The organism is Natrinema amylolyticum (assembly GCF_020515625.1).
Classification (GTDB): domain Archaea; phylum Halobacteriota; class Halobacteria; order Halobacteriales; family Natrialbaceae; genus Natrinema; species Natrinema amylolyticum.
This window is the reverse complement of sequence record NZ_JAIWPJ010000002.1, coordinates 89600-111230: the sequence shown is the minus strand read 5'-3', so window position 1 is coordinate 111230 and position 21631 is coordinate 89600. Positions and strand designations below refer to the sequence as shown.

Genomic DNA, 21631 nt, shown 5'->3' with positions numbered 1-21631 from the left:
GACGTCCGACACGATCGAGAGGGAGCGCAGCGCTCGAGCGGGCGAGCTAGTCGTCCGATTCGGTATCGAACCCGTCGCTCGTCGGTCCGCTCCGGTAGACCGCATAGAGGACGATCACCGCGATCAGGAAGTCGAAGCCATGCTCGACGAGATGGTGGACCGTCATCGGGACGAGTCCGAGGACGGTTCCCAGCCCGGTCACCGAGCGGACGACGAGCACGCCGAGGACGACCGTGATCAGCAGATAACGGAGCGTCCGACGCCGGGAGTAAGCGACGACGCCGGCGACGAACAACACCGTCGTTCCCAGCACTGCGAGAGCGATCACGCAGACGAGAACGGGCGCGAGTTGGGGATCCAGCCACTCGCCGGCGATCGACAGTGCGAGCACCATGCAATCGATACCCGTACTCGGGCGGACGTCCACCTATTCGCTTCGGTGTCTCCCGGCGGGAGACGACTCGGATCGCCATCGCACCGACGCCCCGTCCGGATCGACCGACGCTGACCGCTCGGCAAATTCGTCTCGAGACGGGGGAATAACAGGGTCAGAACCGCTAATACCGGACGTCCCGACAGGTGCAGGCACGCTCGTTTTACTCGAAAGGGGGCTATCGTGACGTGAGGAAAACATGAGTGACACACCGAATACCGAAACCGGCCGGAACGCTCGGACCGACTACGATGCCCTGAACACGGACGCGATGCAGTGGGTGAGTGCCCTCGTCGCGCTAATCGGGCTCTACATCGTCGCCTCGCCGTTCATCCTCGAGTCCACGGACGCGGCGATCTGGAACGACACGCTCGTCGGGACGGCGATCTTCCTGACCGCCGGCTACAACTTCTACCGGCTGTCGAAGGATCGGCTGGCGAGCGTCGGCGTCGCATCGCTGGCCGTCCTGCTCGGCCTGTGGGCGCTCGTTTCACCCAGTTTCATCGAAATGGGGAGCAACGAACTCGCGACCGGGACCGCGATCTCCGGGCTGGCCGTCGCCGCCCTCTCGGCCTACAACGCCTACGCGAACAGGAAGGCGGACACGCCCGAACAGACCCGGGCTCGAGCCTGAACCGAACGGTCGCTTTTTTCGATGCGAGCGGGTCGAGTCGACTCTGAACGGGACAGAGATATATCCAGCCACGGTATGCCGAGACTGTAACTCCCACTCACCGTTTATATCGTACTCGAGCGTAGGCGACCGTGCATGACGGAAGTCACGATCACGACGACGGACGGTCTCGAGGGACGAGAGGTAACGGCGTATCGCGGAGTGATTTCGGGCGAAGCGGTCATCGGTGCGAACGTCGTCAGCGACATCGCCGCCGGCATCCGGGACGTCGTCGGCGGACGGAGCGGCTCCTACGAGAAGAAGATCGAAAAGGGGCGAACGGAAGCGATCGCCGACCTCGAGGCCGAGGCGGCGGAGCTGGGTGCCGACGCCGTCGTCGGCGCGACGTTCGATTACGAGGAGATGGGAGAGGGAATGCTGTGGGTCAACCTCTCGGGAACCGCCGTCGAGACGCGCCGCTCGGACGAGTAGCGACGGGTCATTTTCACCGCTGCGTTCGCGACGGCGACCGGGATCGCTGGAGCCGTATGCGTCGTACCAGTATCGGTTTCGGGACGATCGCCGCTCGCGAACCCGGGGCTCACACTCGAGCGAACGATACTCGGAGAGCGCGGCTCGTCGTCAGCCGCAGTTATCATCTGCGAACTCGTGCCCAACGTTCCCGAGGGTTGGGAACGCGCGAAACCCGTTATATACGCCCTGGTGCTAGCAACGGGTACGTCCCAGTAGGGCCCACCATGGAAGAGCAATGACCGACACTCGACAACAGATTCAAGCACACATCGGCGCGAACGCCGGCGTCCACTTCAACGAACTCGTCAGAGAGTCCGACTTCGCGCCGGGGCAAGTCCAGTATCACGTCCGGCGGCTGCGCGAGAACGGGCGACTCGTCCGCGAGGAGTTCTACGGCCGCACCCACTACTACCCGCCGACGTACGACGAGTGGGAACGGGCCGCACTGGCGCTGTTCCGTCGGGAAACCGCCCGCGAGATCGTCGTCTACCTGATCGAGCACGAGCCGGCCGGCCCCGGAGCGATCACCGACGCCCTCGACATCGCTCGCAGCACGCTCGAGTATCACGTCGATCGGCTGGTCGAGCACGGCCTCGTCGAGAAGCGCTACGACGAGGGAAACCGAGTCATCCTCGAACTCGCGGAGCCCGAAGCGACGGGCCGGCTGCTGACGACGGTGACGCCGACGGTGCCGGACCGACTCGTCGATCGGTTCACGCGGCTTGTCGACGAGTTGCTCGCGGGCACGCGGGAGTCACAGTAGGGCGCGACTCGCCGCTTCTGCTTACTGCATTCCCGGTTCGTTCTCGAGTCGGTCGTAGTGGTCGTTCATGACCGAGAGCGTCGCGATCAGCGCGCCGAGGACGACGGGGCCGTAGAACAGCCCCATGACGCCGAAGGCGTAGACACCGCCGAGGACCCCGAGGATGATGACGGCGGGGTTGAGTTCGGCGTAGCGATCGACGATGACGGGCCGGAGGTAGTCGTCGGAGAGGCCGACGACGATCACGCTGTATCCCAGCAGTCCCGCGGCGAGCAGCGGCTCGCCGGTCAGGAAGAGGTAGATCACGGCCGGCCCCCACACCAAGAACGACCCGATCAACGGGATCAGCGAGAGGATGATCATGATGAACGTCCAGAACGCGGCGTTCGGAATACCGGTCGCGAGCAGTCCGAGTCCGGCGATGGACCCCTGGATGATCGCGATCAGGACGTGCCCGGCGAGGACGGCCCACATGACCTCGTCCAGTCGCTGGTAGAAATCGTCCTGCGCGTCGTCCGGAAGCGGCGTCAGGTCCCGCATCCAGGCCAGGAGATCGTCGCCGTCCTTGAGCAGATAGTAGAGCAGGAAGATGGCGAGTCCCAGTCCGATCAGGACGTGCGTGATCGCGCTGAACCACTCGGTCGAGCGACCGAGCACTACCGACCCGATATTCTGTGCGGTGTCGGCGAGTACCGACGGCAGGTCGACGCTCTGTCCGGTCTGTTCCTCGATCGCCCGCTCGAGTTCGCTCATCTCCAGCGAGTCGGTGTTGACCTGCTCGAGGAGCCGCCGGGCGTCACTGGCGACCGCCGCGACGATGACGATGAGCGGGACGACGAAGCCGGCAACCGCGAGCAAGACGAGTACGCCCGCGGCGATCACCGGCGACACCTGCCGCTCGAGGCGCTCTTGGACGGGATAGAGGACGTACGCGATGAGGATCGCACCGAGGATGTACTGGGAGAACGGGAGGACGAGCAGTAACGAGAGGTACGCAAAGAGGGCGACGAGGACGAGAAGAAATCCCTTGCTGAGATTCACGCCCATTATTTCCGGTCACATCGGCATAAAACCACGGCCTGAACCTGTCTCCACTCCGGACTGTCGTGTGTACCCGTCACACGGCTTCAAGGGTCTGCTTCGTGAATTTCGAACCGAATGTCGACTCAGCTCGATCCCCTCTCGCTCTCGGCCGATCTCCTGTATACGGTCAAGACCGAGGGCGACGCCGATCCGCTGCGGGAGCACCTGGCGTCGGTCGAGCGATCGCAACTGGAGCGGGCGCTCGCCAGCCGCGAGAGCAAACTTTCGTTCTGGCTCAACTGCTACAACGCCTACGCCCAGTTGCTGTTAGAGGAGGAAGAGCCCGACCTGGGCGAGGGCGGACTCCTCGACAGCTGGAAGTTCTTCGCGCGCGATCAGATCCCCGTGAGCGGGGTCTGGCTGAGCCTCAACGATATCGAACACGGGCTGCTCCGCAGTTCGAAGCAGCCGTGGGGTTTCGGCTACCTCCCGCGGCTGTTTCCCTCCTCGTTCGAACGCCGGTTCCGCCTCGCGGAGTGCGATCCGCGGATCCACTTCGCGCTGGGACACGGCCTCGAACACTGCCCGCCGATCGCGGTCTACTCGCCGCGAGACGTCGACGAAGAGCTCGATATCGCGATCGAGTGGTTCCTCGAGGAGAACGTCAGCTACGACGACGCGGAAAACACCGCGACGGTCCCGCGACTGTTCCGGCAGTACCGCGGTGATTTCGGCGGCAAACGCGGGATCGTCGATTTCCTCCGAGAGTACAACGCCGTCCCGAACGGTACCACACCCGCGCTCGAGTACGAGCGGGTCGACCACTCCGCGGAGCTCGACGTGGATCTCGAGGCCGACGACGTTCGGCCGTAGTTCGCCGAGGGGCCGTCGGCGCGCTTACTCGAGCCGCTGAATGCTCGCCGTCGGTGCGCTGCGCATCACGCTCCGGGCCGCTCGTTCGGCGTTCGATCGCGAGCTGTACCCCTCGCCGCTGTCGGCGACGATGTTCCCGTTCCAGTGGACGAGCCGCCAGCGCCACTGACCGCCCTTGTCCTCGTAGACCTCGAAGCGGCTGGTCCGGCCGGAGTCGGCCGTCCGGTCGGCAGTCGCGTCGGCCTCCTCGTCGGCCGTCACCGCCGTTTCGTCCGTCTCGCCGGCGTCCTCGCCCTCGCCGTCGCCGCGGTCCGCGATTCCTTCGAGGGGCATCACCGCCGCCGCGGGATCGACGTCCGCCGAGTCCGCCTCCGCACCGCGTTCGGCGGACTCGTCGACCGAAGCGGTCTCGGAAGACTCGGCCGACTCGGTGGACTCGGCGCTCGAGTCGAGATCGGAGACGCGAACGCTCGAGCCGTCGGGATCGTCCCACTCGAGTTCGACCTCCAGTTCGCCGACCGGCGGCTCGGCGTCGGAATCGCACTCGGCCTCGAACTCGGCGACGACGCGCTCCGGGACGGCGATCCTGACGGTCCGGTCCTCGCCGTTCAGGCGGACTGGCCGCCCGGATTCGAAAGCAGTCGCGAACTCGCGGAAGACGGCGGCGAGCTCCGCGCGGTCGTACGCCCGCTCGAGTTCGAACTCGTCCCCGTCGACCGCGTCCGATTCCTCCGGTCGGTCCGTATCGTCCGGCGAGTCGCTCATAGGGGAGCGTACGGCCGACTGCGAGTTAATATTTCGCACTGCCCGTGCGGGATAGCAACTGGCCGTCCGTTCGGGAGCGGAACGGACCGTCCGTTCGAGATCGCAACGGGCGTCGACCGCGCGGACTGTCGGAGCGTTTTTGTCGCCGCGCTGTCTTCGCTCGCCCGTGACTTCACGCGACTGGCGCGCCGACCGAGAGGCCGTCTTCGACCGCGACGCGTTCACGTGTCGCCACTGCGGGACCGACGGCGGCGACGACGAACCGGCGACGCTCCGCGCCTACCCCGTCGGCGACGTCCCTCTCGAAGGCGATGTTCACGAGAGCGCGCTCGTTACGGTTTGCGACGAGTGCTTTGCGACGCTCGAGTCTCCGCGGGCGACGGACCCGCTCGCGACCGACGAGCTGTTTCACCTCGTCCGAGAGACCACCCGACTGCAGGGGACGACCATCTCGGCGGTCGCCGACTTCGCGTCGCTCGCGACGTCGCTCCCGTCGACCCTCGAGTCCGCCCTCGAGGAGGGGACCGACGCCGACGTCGGCGAATCGGTGTCGGAGTACCGCCGAGTCAGACGCGACATTCTGCTCGCCGTCGCCGTCGTCGACGCCCGACTCGAGCGACTCGCCGCGCTCGACGACGACGCGTACGATCCGGCGATTCAACGGGCGCTCGCGGCCTTTTCCGACACCGCGGCCGACCTGCAATCGACGCTGCGCGAGGTCATCGCTCTGAACGAAACGGTCGCGCTCGGCTTCGATCGGTGTCAGGGCTGTTTCGACCCGCTCGAGGGGGAAACGTGTGCGACCTGCGGACTCGCGGCTCGCGAGACGGCAGCGTGGCGGGAGGACGACGGCACGCTCGCGTTCGAGCAGTTGTTCGCGACGATCAACGAGCGGCTCCAGGGAGCCTCCGAGACGACCGAGACGCTGACCGACCGGACGACGACGCTGGCCGAGCGGCTCACGGCGTAGCGGACCGCGCCGGTCGGCCGTTCGCGGTGCGCGATCGTCAGGTGTCGGTGGGTTCGCTCGAGCGGAAGTTCGTGATCGTTTCCTCGGTCACGCCGTCGCGGGAGAAGACCGTGACGATGTCGTCCGGTCGAATCGTCGTGTCGCCGTGGGGCGTCAGGACGGTATCGTCCCGTTCGATCGCGATGACGAGCGTATCGTCGGTGAACGTTTCGCGACGGGCCGCTTCCTGGAGACTCATGCCGGCGATCGGGGCGTCTCGATCGACCGCTACCTCGGCGACCTCGGCGTCGCCCGAGAGGCTGATGAAGTCCGTGAGCATGGCCTCTCGTGTCTCGTTTCCGGGGCCGAACGGCGCGTACGCTTGCGTCGTTTCGTTCTGGACGAGGACCTCGTCTTCGATCTCGAGCCCGAGGTCCGAGAGGGACCGGGCGATCCGACGGAGGTCCTCGGTGTCGGTCCCGACCGCGAGCACGTGCAGGTTCCGGCGGCCGGTCAGCAACTCTCGGATGTTGATCACGCCGGGGATTATCTGCGCCTGTTGCGCGATCGATTCGCGCTCGGAGACGGGAGCGTTGCACATGAAGAGGTTCGTGAGATGGCCCTCCGCTCGTTCGAAATCGATGTTCGCGTGATAGCCGGTTATCACGCCGTTGTCCTCGAGTTGTGCGATCCGGTTTCGAACCGTTCCGGGAGAGACGTTCACTTCCTCCGCGATCGTCGGGGCCGAGATGGTTCGAGCGTCGTCCATCAGCGCGTAGATGATTCGTCGATCGATCTCGTCGAGTCGGGCGTCCATACCGGATGGTAGCGCGTCCTCCGCTATATGCTGCGCTGATTCGCCCAACTATAAGAAAAATGTCTAATTTCAGTAATGCGCAATATATCTCTTCGAAATTAAGCTATCAGTAATCCGATCGAGTATTTTATGCTTCTTCGGGGGAAGGGTCGGACTGATGAGCGCGTATCAGTTCGCAGTGGGAGCGGCGATTTCGGGAGGGACGGCGCTATCCGCAGGAGAGGACTCGTTCGGGGTCGATCGAAACGGAGGGCGGGCCGATGGCTAGCTCCCTCTTCGAGACGGTCCTCGTCCCGATCGCGAGCGAGCGAGACGCCGAGAACACGTCGCAGGCGATCCTGCGAGAGATCACCGACCACGAATCAGCAGTGCACGTCGTCCACGTCATCGAGAAAGCCGGTGGCGCTCCCGACAAAGCCGGCGTCGAACAGCGAGAAGAACGTGCCGAACGCATCTTCGAACGCGTCGAAACCGAACTGGCCGACGAACCCGTCGTCCTCGAGACCGAAATCCTGTACGGGACCGACGTCGCGACGGCGATACTGGAACACGCCCGGCGGCTCGACGCGACGTCGATCGTCTTCACTCCCCGCGGCGCGAGCCGGTGGAAGAAGTTACTCTCCGGGGACGTCGCACAGAAATTGCTCTCGAACACCGATCGACCGCTGCTCGTCCTTCCGCCGGGGGATACCGATGAGTGACGACGAACTCGCCAAGGACCTGGGGCTGCTGTCCGCGCTCGCGATCGGGATGGGGACGATGATCGGCGCGGGTATCTTCGTCCTCCCCGGCGCTGCCGCTCAGGAGGCCGGTCCGATCGTCGTCGTCTCGTTCGTCATCGGCGGCGCGATCGCGATGGTCAACGCCCTCGCGGTGAGCGAACTCGGGACGGCGATGCCGAAAGCCGGGGGCGGCTACTACTACGTCAACCGGGGCCTCGGCCCGCTGTTCGGTTCGATCTCCGGCATGGGTGACTGGATGGGGTTGGCCTTCGCCTCGGCGTTTTACTGTATCGGCTTCGGTGGCTATCTCACCGATCTGCTGGCCGGGACGATGCTCGCCCTGCCGACGCTCGAGGCCGGCCTGTTCGCGGTTTCAGACATCCAACTCGGCGCGCTGATCGCCGGACTGCTGTTCGTCGGCGTCAACTACGTGGGCGCGAAGGAGACCGGTGGCGTCCAGACTGTCATCGTCACGGTCCTGCTCGGCATTCTCACCGTGTTCGCCGCGACCGGCTTCCTTCACTTCGACTGGGGGACGCTGACGACCGACGGCTTCGCGCCGACCGATCAGGGGTACGGCGCGGTCCTCCCCGGAACCGCCCTCGTCTTCGTCTCCTTCCTCGGCTACGCGAAGATCGCGACCGTCGCGGAGGAGTTGAAAGATCCCGGTCGAAATCTGCCGATCGCCGTCATCGGCAGCGTTGCCGTCGTGACGCTGATCTACGCGATCCTCGTCGGGACGATGGTCGGCATCGTCCCCTGGAGCGCGCTGGACGACAGCGTCCCCGTTTCGCAGGTCGCCGAAATCACGTTCGCCGGGATCCCCGTCCTCGACGCGGTCGGCGTGACGCTGATCTCGCTTGCGGCGATGCTCGCGACGGCCTCGAGCGCCAACGCGTCGATCCTCTCGTCCGCCCGCATCAACTTCGCGATGGGCCGCGACAAGATCGTCACCGACAGGCTCAACGAGATCCACCCCACGTACGCGACTCCGTACCGTTCGATCCTGCTGACCGGCAGCGTCATCATCGTGTTCATCGTCGCGCTCGGGCAGGACCTCGAGATCCTGGCCAAGGCGGCGAGCGTGCTCCACCTGATCGTCTACGGCCTGATGAATCTCGCGCTGATCGCGTTCCGGCAGGCGGACGTGCCCGACTACGACCCAGACTTCCGAGTGCCGTTCTATCCGGTGACGCCGATCCTCGGCGCGGTGCTCTCCTTCGGGCTCATCGGCTTCATGGATCCGATCGAGATCGGATTGAGCCTCGCCTTCGTCGCCGTCGCGGTCGTGTGGTACGCGCTGTACGCGCGCTCGAGGACGCCGCGACAGGGCGTCCTCGGCCAGTACATCCTCGAGCGCGCCGAGGAGATGCCGGACGTCGCAGTCTCGGCGGCCAGTGCGGCCAGACCAGACGGTTCGGGCGAGTACCGCGTGCTGGTCCCGCTGGCCAACCCCCGGACCGAGCGACACCTGATCGAGTTCGCCAGTACGCTCGCCGCCGAACGGGACGGCGTCGTCCACGCGGTCCACGTCGTACAGGTCCCCGACCAGACGCCGCTCGAGCGCGGTGCCGAACAGCTCGAGCGGATCGACGCCGAGTCCGCGAAACTGCTCGAGCAGGCGCGCGAACACGCGGCGGAGTACGACGCGCCGATCGAGACGACGACGATCGTCTCTCACCGCTCGTTCGAGGAGGTGTTCGACGCCGCCCGCGAGCACGACGCCGATCAGGTCGTGATGGGGTGGGGCGAGGACCGGCCATGGGCCGCCGGTCGCGCCGAGCAACCGCTCGACGAACTCGCCCACGACCTCCCGTGTGACGTCCTCGTGTTGAAAGACCGGGGCTACGATCCCAGCCGGATCCTCCTGCCGACCGCCGGGGGCCCGGACTCGGAACTCAGCGCCGAAATCGCGAGCGCGCTGCGCTCGGCGACGGGGGCCTCGATCGACCTGCTCCACGTCGTCGACGACGAGAGCGAGCGTGAGGCCGGCGAGGCGTTCCTCACTGAGTGGGCCGCCGATCACGACATCGGGGACGCCGTGCTGACGGTCGACACCTCCGGCGACGTCGAGAGCGCGATCGCCCGCGAGGCCGCCGACGAGACGCTCGTGATCATCGGCGCGACCGAACGCGGCCTCCTCTCCCGACTCATCCGGGGCTCGCTCGTCTTCGACGTCGTCGACGACCTCGAGTGCTCCGTGCTGCTCGCCGAGCGACCGACCGATCGATCGCTACGCGAACGGCTGTTCGGTCGCTCGAGAGACGAGGAGTAACGGGCCGTCGCTCGACCCCCGACGGTCGGATCGGGTCGCGTCTAACCGCGACGGCCGGGTCGTGTCGAACCGCTACAGCTGGGTCGCGGCCTCGAGCGAGAGGTCGATCGCGCGGCCGACGTTGTTCTTGGCCTTCTCGGGGAGTTCGTCGTCTTCGGTGTCGGTTCCCTTCTGCGTGCCTTCGACCAGGTTGCCGTCGACGGTACAGATCGCGCCGGCGCGCAGGCCCTTGCGGCGGGCCAGCGAGAAGACGGCGGCGGCCTCCATCTCGACGGCGAGCATGCCGGCGGCCTCCCAGTCGTCGACGGCCTCGTCGGTCTCGGCGTAGTAGGCGTCGTCGGAGGCGATCGGACCGACGTGGACGGCCTCGTCGTTCGCCTCGGCGGCGTCGACTAACGCCGACAGCACGTCGTAGTCCGGCACGGCGGGGTACTCGGCGGCCTCGTAGCGCTTGGTCGTCCCCTCGTTTTTCGCCGCGCCGGTCGCGACGATCATGTCGCCGATCTCGATTCCCGACTGGAGCGCCCCGGTCGTCCCGACGCGGACGAACGTCTCGACGCCGACGTTAGCCATCTCTTCGATCGCGATCGCGGCGGAAGGACAGCCGATCCCGGTCGAACAGATCGTCAGCTCACGGCCCTCGTAGGCGGCGTTAACGATCTTGTACTCTCGGTTCTGTGTGATTGTCTCCGACTCGTCGCAGTGGTCAGCGATGCGGTCGACCCGTCCGGGATCGCCCGGAATGAGCGCGATATCCGTCAGGTCACCGTCGTCGACCAACAAGTGTGGCTGCGTCGCCATACCAGCGGATTCCGCGGGCGGTGAGAAAAAAGGTTCGAGGAGCGACCGACTCGTCCGGCGATCCTCGACGCCATCCCGTCCCCCGCGTCGGACCGACGACCCGACCGCCGACCGTCAGTCGGTCGGACGGACGTCGACGCGCTCGGGTCGGATCGTGACCACCGCGTCATCGATCTCGAACTCGACTAGCCCCGTCGCCCGGTCATTGCCGCGGTTCGTCTCGGCGAAGAGGCTGTCGAGTGCGTCCGGATCGATGTAATCGTAGAGCTGCGTACTGGTCCCAGTGATATCGTCACCGAAATACTGGGCCAGTGCCATCGCAGCGGCGATACTCGGCGGTTCATCTGCTTGTCGCTCGTATCGGACCGGCCGTCTGAGACCGCATCCGTGCGAGTCGTTTACCCTTCCTTCCGTCATGTCTCTCAGTCACGAGATCGTGACTATCTACTCGAGTGGCCAACGTCCCCACGCATATAACTACCGTCAGACGACACCCGGTGAGAATCGCAGGACTGCGGACCAGTCGCGAGTTCACGAGACCCATATGAACTCACCGGTCACGCTCGGCGTGCGAGAACGTCCTCGACCGCCGCGATCGTCGGCGCGCTCCGTGCGCCGTCTCGGCCCGCGGTCAGCGCACCGCAGGCGTTTCCATACGCGAGCGCGCGGTCGATATCGCCTCCCTCGAGCCACGTCGCGAGAAAGCCGGCGGCGAAGGCGTCGCCCGCACCGGCGGTGTCGACGGGGTCGACGTCGAACCCCGCGTGAACGACGGTCCGGTCCGGCGCGTACGCTTCCGCGCCGTCGGCTCCGCAGGTGACGACGACGATCCCGTCGTCGATCGCGTCGGTCCGATCGTCCCCGAACAGCCCCGTCGCTTCCCGGTCGGTCACGAAAACGATATCCGCGAGCGCGAGCGCCTCGTCGTACTCTCGGTCCCCGAGTCGACGGCCGGGGTCGAAACTGACGGAAATCCCCGCGTCGCTCGCGATCCGTGCGATCGCAGCGGCCGTCTCGGGCCGTTGCCCCGTGAGGTGAACGTGATCGGCCGCTCGAACCCGCTCCGACTCGATCCCGTCGGGCGTGACCGCCTCGTTGACCCCGTCGTTGCCGAGTATCGCGACCTCGCCCGTCTCGTCGACAAGGAGGTACTTGACGGCCGTTTCGGCCCCCTCGACCACGCGCACGCCGGACAGCGAGACGCCCGCGGCCTCGAGTTCGCGACGGGCGAGCAGCCCGTGATCGTCGTCCCCGACGCTGCCGATCAGCCCGGTCTCGACCTCGAGCCCGGCGAGCGCGGCGGCGACGTTGGCGGCGCTGCCGCCGCCGGACTGACGCTGCGATCGGATCGACGCCTCGCCGTCGGGTTCGGGGAACCTGTCGACGCGGAGGGTCACGTCCCAGTTGACGTGGCCGGCAGCGAGTACCGTGACCGAATCCATTCGATGCTCCGGGAAGACGGCCTCGAGCGGCAAAAATCTAGGTGACGGCGGGGCGTCCGGTCGCGGGAACTCGCGGCTCAGCCGACGGTGAACAGCAGCGTGTTGTGGACGGCCGGCCCGAGGCCGACCGCGGCGACCAACGCGAGGACCGTCCGGGCCTGCTGGGGCTGTTCCTCGACGTACTCGCGGAAGAGACCGAGGATGACCATCGCGAGGGCGACCTTGACGAGGACGAACAGCCAGCCGGCACCGATGTACTCGGCGGTCGGCAGCGCCTCGCCGGCCTCGAGGAGCAACAGAGAGAGCGGCACGTCCTCACTGGCTGCGAGGACGTCGTAGCCGATCGCGGTCGTGACGCCGTCTAACGTGTGCCCGAAGACGACGAGCGCCCCCGTCGCGCCCGTGGTCGCCGCGACGTCGGTGAACCAGAGACTCAGTGTGACCCAGGCGACCGCGGTGACGATGCCGGCGACGACGACGGCGATGACCGGCCAGAACGGCGTGATAGTCCCGGTCTCGGCGCTGAGAAAGATCGCAAAGAAGGCGAAAACGGTGAAAAACGCCGTTCCGGCGATTCCGACGAACCGGGAGATCGTTCGCTGGAGCCCGCCGACGTGGAGGAAGACGGCGACGATCCAGACGGCCCCCGCGACGATCGCCGTCACCCCGTATACCATCGGTGCGGTAAACAGCGACTCGATACTCGGCGGGAACGCGGCCAGCTTGTAGAGAACGTGGAGAGTCGCACCGAACATCATCCACGGGGCGAACGCGATGACCGTTCGATCGGTCACCGGCGGCTCGAGCGCCCACAACAGCGCGACGACGCTGCCGAGGATGACGATGACCGGTACCAACAGGTACCAGGGCGGGACGACGAACCCCTCGGGTAATACCATAGAGCCAATAGCTCACACCAGTAACTAACACTTTCCGATCATCGAATATTCGGACCAGTGAAACGATCGCTCGCTATTGGCGGCGAATGAGGGGTACGTGACCGAGAGCCGGCGGCTCAGACCGCCCACGGTTCGTCGGTCGTCTCGCCGAAGAGTTCTCGCATGAGTGTCACGATGCTCTCCGGCGGGAACTGGCCGCGCTCGGTGACGATCGCGTCGACGTACCGCGCCGGCGTCACGTCGAAGGCGGGGTTGTCGACACGTAGTTCGTCGTCTTCGGTGGATTCGTCGCCGTCCTCGCCACCACCGCCGGCGATCGTCGCTCGGTCCTCGTCGGAGAGCACCTCGCGCTCGTCGCGCAGTTCGATCTCGACGGTGTGGCCCGTCATCGTGTCCGGGTGCAGTTTGATCGTCTGGGCCGCGACCATCACCGGAACGCCCCGCTCGCGGGCGTTGACCGCGAGACCGCTCGTCCCGATCTTGTTGATCACGCTGCCGTCGGCCGCGATGCTGTCGGCCCCCACTAGCACGTGATCCGCCCCGTCCAGATACCGACGGGCCGCGCTGTCCACGATCAGCGTCACCGGAACCCCCCGCTCGCGGAGCCGACGCGCCGTGATGTGTCCCTGCTTGCGGGGCCGGGTCTCCTTGACGATCGCTTCGACCTCCTTGCCCGCCTCGAGGGCGGCCTCGATGCAGGCGAGCGCGTCCGTCGAGTGACAGTGGGTCAGCACGACGTCGCCGTCCCGGAGCCGGTTCGCGCCGATCTCGCCGAGCGTCTCTTGGGCTCGCTCGAGATCGTGACGGAAGGTCTCGGCGCGGGCGATGGTCGACGCCCGGAGGTCGGCGACGGTCTCGCCGTCCATTCCTCGGAGCACGTATCGGAGGGCGTTCGGGAGACTGACAGCGGTGGGCCGCGTCTCGTAGAGCGTTCTGGCAGCGGCCCGCAGTTGGCGTCGGAACGCCGCCGGGCTCTCGGCCGCGGAGCGGTCGGCTTGGGTCGCGAGCGCCGCCGCGGCCGCGTCGGCGATCGTCGCCGCGCCGCGGATCTCCATCGCGGCGATATCGTCGGCAGTGGCTTCGACGGCCGGCACGATGCAGGGATCGACATCACCCATGGTAAGTGATTTCATGTCCCAAGCAAAAAGTGACCGGGCGGCTTTTTCCCCGTCCGCCGAGTCGCTCCGCGTATGGACCGCAGCGAACTCGCCCCCCTGATCGATCACACGGTTCTCGGCCCCGAGACGACGCCGGACGACGTTCGAACCGTCCTCGACGAGGCCGACGAATACGGCATGAACGCCTGTATCCCGCCGTACGCGGTCGAACTGGCGACCGAGTACGCCCCCGACGTCACCCTCGCGACGGTGATCGGGTTCCCCCACGGGCAGCACGCTCCCGACGCGAAACGGACGGAAGGGGTCGCCGCCTGGCAAGACGGCGCGGACGAACTCGACGTCGTGATCAACGTCGGTCGGCTGAAAGCGGGCGAGGACGACGCGATCAAAGCCGAACTCGAGGAACTGGTCGCCGCCGTCCCGATCCCCGTCAAGGTGATCATCGAGGCCCCGCTGCTGACCGACGCCGAGAAACGACGCGCCTGCGAGGCCGCCGTCGCGGCCGACGCCGCGATGGTCAAGACCGCGACCGGATTCGCGGACGGCGGCGCCACGATCGATGACGTCGAACTCATGAGCGACTTCCTTCCCGTCAAGGCCAGCGGCGGGATCGGCAGCTACGAGGATGCCGTCGCCATGCTCGAGGCCGGCGCCGAGCGGATCGGGGCCTCGAACGGGGTCGACATTCTCGAGGGGGCTCCGGAGTAGCCGGACTGCACGGTGTCAGTGATCAGAACCCGTCCGCACGGTTCGATCGGGATCCAACGATAAGTGCAGCCATTAGACCGAGCGAAACGCATTTTGAACGGATACGCCTGAGGGGCGTTATGAAACACCAGTACTATCTCGCCAAAATTTAGGGTCGTGGAGTGAGCGTATCAATATATGTTTCCGGAATCGGGTCTGTCCCTGAAGCACCGGGTAGCCCTTGCCATCTGGGGACTCGGAGTCCTCGTTGTCCTCCGTTTCGCTTTCGATGTTCTACAAATGACAGGCGCAGAGTTAGCTGTAATAGCAGTCATCGTCGTCGTAGGGTCGTTCTATGGTATATTTATGCCACTCTGGCGGCGTCTACCGGAGGACTGGAGACGGAGTCAATAGTCGAGTTGTGCTCGACCCGCACACGTACGTGCCGACGCCTTCGGCTATTCCTCTCGAGCGAAGCCGAACAGTTTTGGTCGCTCCGGGAACAACGAAACCCCATGCTCGAGCAGGTGCGCGCACACTTTCGCGCACTCGCAAGGCGACTCCGTCGGCTGGAGCGACGCGAACTCGACGCGTTCGTCCGATGGCTCGAGCACACGGGGAACCTCCTGCACGTCTCGGTGCTCGTCTTCGTCCCCCTGTTGATCGCCGCGGTGACGTGGCTGGCGAATATGACGGCGGCGATCTCGTTCCTGCTGTTCCCGCCGCTCGCGTCCGGAACGTACACGCTGTTCGCCGATCCGGAGGGCAAGTACGCCACGCCGTGGAAGTTCGTCGGCGGGATGACCGCCGGGGCGTGTTGCGGGTGGCTCGCGTTCGCGCTCGCGGCCGCGATCGGCCTGGACGGCGGCGGAGCCAGCGCGTCCGGGGCCGCCCTCGCCGTCTTCTTCACCGGCGTCTGCACCTGGGCGCTCGACCTCGAGGTACCGACGGCGTTCTCCACCGCCCTGCTCGTGCTCGTCACCGGGAACGCGCAACTGGCCTACGTCCTGGGCATCGTCGTCTCGAGCGCGTTCGTCGCGAGCGCGTTCGTCCTCTGGCGGGATCGCTTCTACGAGAAACGTGCGCGGTATCTCTACGGGACGACGAGCGGGGACGATCACGTGCTCGTTCCGATGGGCGACGGCGAGGAGACGGTCGCCCGCTTCGCCGCGTCGATCGCCGGTGCCCACGAGGCCGGGAAGGTAGTCCTCTTCGACGTCGTCGACGAGGACGAGGCCGAGCAGACCCACGAGGAGTCCGCCGAGAGCGACGAGGAGACGGCGACGGACCCCACCGAACGCGCGGCCAGCGACGCCGCTCGCCGCCTCGAGTCGCTCGCGGCCGATCTCGAGACGGCGTACGACGTTCCCTGCGAGGTCGTGGTCGCGGCCGACAGTGGACTCTCGGCCGGCCTCACCCTCCAGACCGCGCGCCAGCAGAACTGCGATCTCATCGTCACGCCGTACGCCGAACGCGAGCGCGGCGGGCTCTCGTCGTTCATCACCGGGCTGTTCGACAGCGAGATCGACGTGATCGCGTTCCGTTCGAACGGCGCTCCGCGACGGCGGTGGCGGGACAGCCTCGTGGCGGTCCGCGGTGCCGGCGACACCGCTCGCGCGATGCTCGACTTCGCGATCCGGGTGACCGAGGCCGGGCGCACGGTCGGCGTCTGTACCTGTATCGACAGCGAATCGCGACGGCGATCGGCCGAGAGCACGCTCGCCGATCTCGTCGACGCGTTCTCGGGGCGCTTCGAGACGCACGTCGCCACCGCCTCGGTCGAATCCTATCTCAGTCGGGCCGCCCCCCGGTACGACGTCTGTTTCGTGGGCTCGAGCACCGATCGGTCGGCCGCCTCGCGGTTCGTCTCCCCGCCGACGTTCCGGAAACTCAGCGATCTCGAGGCCGACGTGGCGATCGTTCACCGCGGCCGACGTCGCTAACAATGATAAGTGATGTGAATAGATGTGGAAGGTGATATCTCAATTCGGTACGTAAGTCTGCGAATAGAAAGCTCGGATTTCGGAGATAGAGGAGCCCACATCGATACCCTGGCCCGAACACTACCGGTGATAGCAAGCGTCCTGCTATCGTGGCGGCATGGAATCGCCACGTCCTCCCCAGCCGATTCGCTCGCTCCCTACAGTCGCTCGCTCATCCCTCGCGCAGTATCGGCGGCCGACCTCACTATCGCTCGGTCGGCCGACAGCGCGCCATCGCATGTCATCGACGAGTCCGAAGTGAGACGTAGATCAGCTGCACTGAGCGTGTCCCTTCCAATTCGAGCCGATCGAAACTCGTTCGACGCACTCCTCGGGGATCTCACTCGCGCTCGAGGATCCGGTCGATCAACCCGCTCTCGTCGCTGCCGAGCGCCGACCGCACGAGCAGGTGGCCGCCGAGCATCGACGGGCTGATCACGGCGTCCGCGCCGGCGCGCTCGAGTTTCTTCGTGTTCTCGCGGTCGGTTGCGGCGGCGACGATCCGCGTGTTCGGGGCGAGTTCGCGGGCAGTGAGGACGGTCAGCGCGTCCTCGGCGTCGTGGTTCGTGGCGACGAGGATCGCGGCCGAGCGGTCGATCTTCGCGCGGCGGAGCGGTTCTTCGTCGCTCGGGTCGCCCTTGACGACCGAGATGCCGCGATCGGTGAGCGCCGTTGCGGCCTCGCGGTCGCTGGTGACGACGACGAACTCCCGGCCGTGATCCGCGAGTTCGTCGACGATCGGTTCCGTCAGTTCGCCGTAGCCGAGCACGAGGATGTGCTCGTCGAGGAGTTGGAGTTGTGATTCGCTCATCTTTCCGAGTGTTTTTGAGATTCTGGCCTGGATGGCCGGGCCGACGAGCGCCCCGATGGCAATACCGAAACTGGCGACGCCTAGGACGAGCACCGACATCGTAAACAGTATCCCCTGAACCGACTCCGGCCGCGGCGTCACGTCGCCGTAGCCGACCGTACTCGAGGTGATCAGCGTGAAGTAGAAGGCGTCGAGGATCGTTCTGATGCCGTCGAAGTGCTCCCGGAGGGCGTAGCCGCCGATGGTGCCGTACAGCTGGACGCCGACGAGCGACGCGCCGGCCGCGATCTGCGTCGTCGACAGGGAGAGCGGTTTGTCGAACCGCTTGCGGGTGAGCAGCAGTATCGGTATCGAAACGATCGAGAGGACGACCAGCGGGAGCGAGTACGGACTCGACTGGAGGAGCCCCTGTGCCGCGGTCAAGGGGAGCAAGAACAGGGTCGCCCACCAGCCCGTCCGAAGGCCGCGCCGGAGCGCGAGCGCGCTGCCGACCATCATGAACCCGGTGAGCGCACCCGTGAAGGCGGCAGCACTCTGGACGGCTCCGGGAACGTATTCGGCGAGCGGGCCGCCGACGGCGTTCGTCCCGATGTTGACGACCGCGGTGGCGACCGAGAGCAGTGCGACGAGCAAGACGAGGACGACGGCCGCTCGAGTGGTGAGCACTCGCCGCCAGTTCTCCGGGAGTCGCGCTCGAAGCGACCGGTCGTCAGCCATACACACCGCTGGGCGGCGGTGTTAGTTAAACGTCTCCGTCTCGATTCCGTCCGAAACGGGCGTCGTATCAGTCATCGAACCCGATCAGCGGACGACGGTCACCGGAACGGGCGAGCGCTCGAACACGGTCCTGGCGACGTCGCCGACGAATAACCGACCGATCATATCACCGCCGTGACTCCCCATCACGACCGCGTCGTAATCGTCGGCGCGGGTGACGATCGCTCGCGCGGGACGGCCGACAGTGACGCCCAGGAGCAAACTACACAGGATCCCGATGAGGACCAGGTCGTAGTACTGGATCCGAATGCGCATGCGATCCCTACGGCTCGAGCGCGCAAAAACCCGTATTCGGACCGATCGGACTATCCGGACCGGCGGAGACGCCGGTCGTCGATGCCCGTGTCGGTGCTGATTTAACGAGTCCGGCCCACCGTCCCACAATGCAATCGCTTCCGGTCGACCTGCTGATCGAAGTGCTGCTCGGGCTCTATCTCGGGCTCCTGACCGGTATCGTCCCCGCGTTCGTCGCCGGTTCGCTGGGCTTTCTCGTGCGGTACTTCACCGGCGTCACGCTGCCCGGGTTCGGTGTGGTCGTTCTCGCGCTCTCGATCGCCAGCGTCCAGGGCGGACTGCTCGGCCTCGTCGAACCGACGATCGCTCAGTCACCGCGACTGCTGGTCGCCGTGCTGATCGTCCTCATGCTCGCGCTCTACGCGCACAGTCAGGGCGACAAGCTCGGGGCGGAACTCCCCCGCCGGCTCTCCTTTACCCGCCTCCGACAGCGGACCCTCTCGGCCGACGTCGTCGAACTCGTCGGCTCGGTCGGTCAGGTCACGGTCCGCCCGACCGGCGAGGTCCGCGACATGGAGGGGTACCCGCCGCTCTCGCCCGACCTCCGGGAGTCACTGAAGGCCGGCTCGTGGCAACTGCCGGCCGATCTCCCCCTCTCGGAACTCGAGGCCCGGCTCGAGGAACGGCTACGGACGGACCACGACCTCGCGGACGTCGACGTCGCGATCGACGAACAGGCGCGAGCGACGATCGTCGCGGCACCGCCGTCCGGCAGCCTCTCGCGACGCGTACCGGCGGGCCAGCGCGCCGTCTCGATCGCGACGCTCGTTCCTACGGGGGTCGACCGAGGCGACGAGGTGACCGTCCGGGCCGGCGAGCGATCGATTACCGGGACGGTCCTGAGCGCCCGGAGCGATATCGACGACGAACGCGCCGCAGCCGCTGCGTCCGACACACCGGACGAAGCGGTGGCGACCGACGGCGGGGAAGACACCGAACCCGCGATCGCCGATCCGAAGCCGAATACGTCGACCGCCGGCGGCCCGGGCCGCGTGACCGTCGCCGTTGCGCGGCGGGACGTGAAACCGATCCTCGAGGTCGAGTCGCCGCGTCTCGTCGTGCGGTCTCGCGGAACGAGCCGCGAGTTCGAGGCGCTCGCGCTGGTCAAACGCGAGGGGTACGCTATCCGCCGATTCACCGTCGGGGCGACCGGTGCGGACGAGACCGCCGGCCTCGAGACGACCGAGTCGCCGGCGAACGTGACGGTCCTCGCGGTGCGACGGCACGGCAGCGAGACGAGCGGCCGTCGCCACGGCTGGGTGTTCGGCCCCGGCATCGAACGGCGACTCGAGGCCGGCGACGAGGCGTTCGTCGCGGGGCCGGACGACGCGACCGAGGCGTTCGCGGAGGCGATCGCGCGATGAACGGCCGGCACCGCGCCGGAGACGGCAGTCCCACCGACGGCGGTGATCGCGCGTGATCGATCCCGTCGTCGCCCAGCTCGTCCCCACCGAAACGCTCTTCGAAGCCGTCGCCCGGATCCTCGGCTTCGCAGCGCTCGCGGCCGGCGCGGGAGCAAGCGTGGCGTTTCTCTACCGCTGGTACAGCGCCGACGAAATCCCGGAGGGCGTCGCGGTCCTCGTCGGCGTCGCCATCGTCGCGATCTGGTTGAACACCCAGAGCACACTGTCACAGGCGATCATCGGTAACACCGGGCTGACCGAGCCGACCACTGCCGTCTTCACCATTGCCGCGTTCGTCGCCAGTGCGATCGCCGCCGACGCGGGGCGACGGCTCGGGGATTACCTCGCGCTGGACGTGTTCATGGTCGCGACCCCGCGGACGATCACCGAGGTCACGCAGCTCGTTCGCTCGGCCGGCCGCGTCGTCAGCGTCGAACTGCCCGACGAGATCGGCGACATCGACGGCTACGACGCCGTCGACGAGTCGGTCAAGACCGAACTCGCGGGCCAGACGTTCCTCTTCCCGCGTCGGCTCACCGTCGAGGAGCTGCGCGAGCGGCTGATCGCTCGCCTCGAGCGCGACTTCGGAATCGGACACGTCGACGTCGACCTCACCGCAGGCGGGACGGTGGAGTACCTCGCCGTCGGGAGTCGACCGGCGGGGATCGGGCCGACGCTCGCGCCGGGGACCGTCGCTGTCGCCCTGACCGGCGACCCCGCGGCCGACGCCAGTCCGGGCGACGCGGTCCGAATCTGGGCGCGCGACGACGAGGGGGGTATCGCTCGACGGGTCGCCGGCGGCGAACTGCGGGCGACCGCCGACGACACTACGACCGTCGCCCTTGACGCCGACGACGCCCGCGACCTCGAGCCCGGGCGCGGCTATCGGCTCGTGACGTTGCCGGGCAGCCCGGACGCCGAGCGAGACCTCGTCTCCCTGCTCCGAGCGGCCGACGAGACGGTCACGACCGTCTCGGTCGCGTCGGACGACCCGCTCGTCGACGTGCCGATCGATTCGCTGCCGGTCTTAGTGCTCGCGCTCGAGCGCGAGACTGACGAGGCCGACGACGGCGACGAGCGGCTGCCGCTGCCGGCCGGCGACGTGCGACTCGCCGCCGGGGACGTCGCCTACGTGCTCGGTCGCCCGGAGGCGCTTCGCCGAGTGACTGAGCGGACGCTGGTCCAAGCGGCGGAGCGAAGCGAGGAATCGGACCGGAATCCGGACGTGGACGCGGACGCCGATCGAGAACCGGGGCGGGAGCGGGAACGGACACAGGAGCGGTAGCTACTTGCCCTCGGCACCGATAGCGCCACGTATGCCCACGGAGTGGAAACTGTTCGCCGACCTCGCCGAGCGCGCGGGCGACAAACACGTGACCGTCGACGCCGCAGCCGGCGACACCGTCGGGGACGCCTTCGAGGCGCTGCTCGACGAGGCGCCCGAACTCGAGGACCGCGTGCTCGAGGACGGCGAGTTGCGATCGCAGATCAACGTGCTTCGGAACGGAACGAACGTCCTGGTCGAAGAGGAAGGGATGGAGACGGAGCTCGAGGACGGCGACGAGTTGGCGCTGTTCCCGCCCGTCAGCGGTGGGTAACGTCTGAATCGGCCGAGTAACCCTTCGCTCGACCCAGACGAACGGTGACGTG

At 66.8% G+C, this 21631-nt stretch carries 22 protein-coding genes and 1 pseudogene; 12 read left to right on the top strand and 11 right to left on the bottom strand.

The features are described 5' to 3' along the window. Window positions 1-46 precede the first annotated feature (46 nt). Complete coding sequence (locus LDH66_RS10755; protein ID WP_226482003.1) at window positions 47-394, bottom strand: DUF7471 family protein; 348 nt, start codon at window positions 392-394, stop codon at window positions 47-49. A 238-nt stretch (window positions 395-632) separates the two neighbouring features. On the opposite strand from LDH66_RS10755, the gene LDH66_RS10750 reads away from it, so the two are divergent. The 3 genes from LDH66_RS10750 to LDH66_RS10740 all read left to right on the top strand — a co-directional run bounded on the left by LDH66_RS10750 (window position 633) and on the right by LDH66_RS10740 (window position 2343). Continuing rightward, window positions 633-1067 (top strand): SPW repeat domain-containing protein, encoded by a 435-nt coding sequence (locus LDH66_RS10750; protein WP_226481080.1) that lies wholly within the window; start codon window positions 633-635, stop codon window positions 1065-1067. 135 nt (window positions 1068-1202) lie between these two features. Beyond that, entirely contained in the window at window positions 1203-1538 is a 336-nt protein-coding gene (locus LDH66_RS10745; protein ID WP_226481079.1) for a YbjQ family protein, read from the top strand. A 277-nt stretch (window positions 1539-1815) separates the two neighbouring features. After that, a complete protein-coding gene (locus LDH66_RS10740; protein ID WP_226481078.1) occupies window positions 1816-2343 on the top strand; it encodes a winged helix-turn-helix transcriptional regulator in 528 nt (175 codons plus the stop codon). A gap of 21 nt (window positions 2344-2364) precedes the next feature. On the opposite strand, the gene LDH66_RS10735 is transcribed toward LDH66_RS10740, so the two are convergent. Next, a complete protein-coding gene (locus LDH66_RS10735; RefSeq protein WP_226481077.1) occupies window positions 2365-3384 on the bottom strand; it encodes an AI-2E family transporter in 1020 nt (339 codons plus the stop codon). 117 nt (window positions 3385-3501) lie between these two features. On the opposite strand from LDH66_RS10735, the gene LDH66_RS10730 reads away from it, so the two are divergent. After that, window positions 3502-4239, top strand: a complete 738-nt coding sequence (locus LDH66_RS10730) for a DUF547 domain-containing protein (RefSeq protein WP_226481076.1) — start codon at window positions 3502-3504, stop codon at window positions 4237-4239. Window positions 4240-4263: 24 nt separating this feature from the next. Here LDH66_RS10730 and LDH66_RS10725 read toward each other — a convergent pair whose 3' ends face one another. Next, window positions 4264-5004 (bottom strand): amphi-Trp domain-containing protein, encoded by a 741-nt coding sequence (locus LDH66_RS10725; protein ID WP_226481075.1) that lies wholly within the window; start codon window positions 5002-5004, stop codon window positions 4264-4266. A gap of 166 nt (window positions 5005-5170) precedes the next feature. On the opposite strand from LDH66_RS10725, the gene LDH66_RS10720 reads away from it, so the two are divergent. Continuing rightward, a complete protein-coding gene (locus LDH66_RS10720) occupies window positions 5171-5974 on the top strand; it encodes an HNH endonuclease (protein WP_226481074.1) in 804 nt (267 codons plus the stop codon). Between the two features lie 37 nt (window positions 5975-6011). Here LDH66_RS10720 and LDH66_RS10715 read toward each other — a convergent pair whose 3' ends face one another. Then, window positions 6012-6770 (bottom strand): Lrp/AsnC family transcriptional regulator, encoded by a 759-nt coding sequence (locus LDH66_RS10715; protein WP_226481073.1) that lies wholly within the window; start codon window positions 6768-6770, stop codon window positions 6012-6014. A gap of 260 nt (window positions 6771-7030) precedes the next feature. On the opposite strand from LDH66_RS10715, the gene LDH66_RS10710 reads away from it, so the two are divergent. Together LDH66_RS10710 and LDH66_RS10705 are read left to right on the top strand one after the other, a co-directional pair. Further along, window positions 7031-7471, top strand: a complete 441-nt coding sequence (locus tag LDH66_RS10710; RefSeq protein ID WP_226481072.1) for a universal stress protein — start codon at window positions 7031-7033, stop codon at window positions 7469-7471. After that, the gene (locus tag LDH66_RS10705; protein WP_226481071.1) at window positions 7464-9767 is read left to right on the top strand and encodes an amino acid permease; all 2304 of its coding nucleotides are present in this window, start codon (window positions 7464-7466) and stop codon (window positions 9765-9767) included. Before LDH66_RS10710 ends, LDH66_RS10705 begins: the two co-directional genes overlap by 8 nt. A gap of 72 nt (window positions 9768-9839) precedes the next feature. Here LDH66_RS10705 and LDH66_RS10700 read toward each other — a convergent pair whose 3' ends face one another. From LDH66_RS10700 to LDH66_RS10680, 5 genes are all read right to left on the bottom strand, one after another. Continuing rightward, the gene (locus tag LDH66_RS10700) at window positions 9840-10568 is read right to left on the bottom strand and encodes a guanosine phosphorylase (RefSeq protein WP_226481070.1); all 729 of its coding nucleotides are present in this window, start codon (window positions 10566-10568) and stop codon (window positions 9840-9842) included. A 114-nt stretch (window positions 10569-10682) separates the two neighbouring features. Further along, window positions 10683-10985, bottom strand: a complete 303-nt coding sequence (locus LDH66_RS10695; RefSeq protein WP_226481069.1) for a HalOD1 output domain-containing protein — start codon at window positions 10983-10985, stop codon at window positions 10683-10685. Between the two features lie 140 nt (window positions 10986-11125). Then, window positions 11126-12010: an ATP-dependent ribose-1-phosphate kinase gene (locus LDH66_RS10690; protein WP_226481068.1), complete on the bottom strand. Its 885-nt coding sequence runs from the start codon at window positions 12008-12010 to the stop codon at window positions 11126-11128. A gap of 77 nt (window positions 12011-12087) precedes the next feature. Next, entirely contained in the window at window positions 12088-12909 is an 822-nt protein-coding gene (locus tag LDH66_RS10685) for a DUF63 family protein (RefSeq protein WP_226481067.1), read from the bottom strand. A 116-nt stretch (window positions 12910-13025) separates the two neighbouring features. Then, window positions 13026-14027, bottom strand: a complete 1002-nt coding sequence (locus LDH66_RS10680) for a ribose 1,5-bisphosphate isomerase (protein WP_226481066.1) — start codon at window positions 14025-14027, stop codon at window positions 13026-13028. A gap of 72 nt (window positions 14028-14099) precedes the next feature. On the opposite strand from LDH66_RS10680, the gene deoC reads away from it, so the two are divergent. Together deoC and LDH66_RS10670 are read left to right on the top strand one after the other, a co-directional pair. Continuing rightward, window positions 14100-14735, top strand: coding sequence for a deoxyribose-phosphate aldolase (gene deoC / locus LDH66_RS10675; protein WP_226481065.1), 636 nt, complete (start codon window positions 14100-14102; stop codon window positions 14733-14735). 494 nt (window positions 14736-15229) lie between these two features. Beyond that, entirely contained in the window at window positions 15230-16657 is a 1428-nt protein-coding gene (locus LDH66_RS10670; RefSeq protein ID WP_226481064.1) for an HPP family protein, read from the top strand. 379 nt (window positions 16658-17036) lie between these two features. Here the strand turns inward: LDH66_RS10670 and LDH66_RS10665 are convergent, their stop codons facing one another. Both LDH66_RS10665 and LDH66_RS10660 read right to left on the bottom strand, forming a co-directional pair. Next, on the bottom strand, window positions 17037-18224 hold the full coding sequence (locus LDH66_RS10665; RefSeq protein WP_226481063.1) for an NAD-binding protein: 1188 nt from the start codon (window positions 18222-18224) through the stop codon (window positions 17037-17039). An 84-nt stretch (window positions 18225-18308) separates the two neighbouring features. Further along, window positions 18309-18473 (bottom strand): annotated as a pseudogene (locus LDH66_RS10660) (universal stress protein); the annotation flags it as partial. 194 nt (window positions 18474-18667) lie between these two features. Between LDH66_RS10660 and LDH66_RS10655 the strand changes: the two are divergent. The 3 genes from LDH66_RS10655 to LDH66_RS10645 are packed head-to-tail and all read left to right on the top strand — an operon-like array spanning window position 18668 to window position 21579. After that, window positions 18668-19942, top strand: coding sequence for a DUF8167 domain-containing protein (locus LDH66_RS10655; protein WP_226481062.1), 1275 nt, complete (start codon window positions 18668-18670; stop codon window positions 19940-19942). 52 nt (window positions 19943-19994) lie between these two features. Further along, window positions 19995-21266, top strand: coding sequence for a TrkA C-terminal domain-containing protein (locus LDH66_RS10650; RefSeq protein ID WP_226481061.1), 1272 nt, complete (start codon window positions 19995-19997; stop codon window positions 21264-21266). Window positions 21267-21297: 31 nt separating this feature from the next. Next, window positions 21298-21579, top strand: coding sequence for a ubiquitin-like small modifier protein 1 (locus LDH66_RS10645; protein WP_226481060.1), 282 nt, complete (start codon window positions 21298-21300; stop codon window positions 21577-21579). The last annotated feature ends 52 nt before the right edge of the window (window positions 21580-21631 follow it).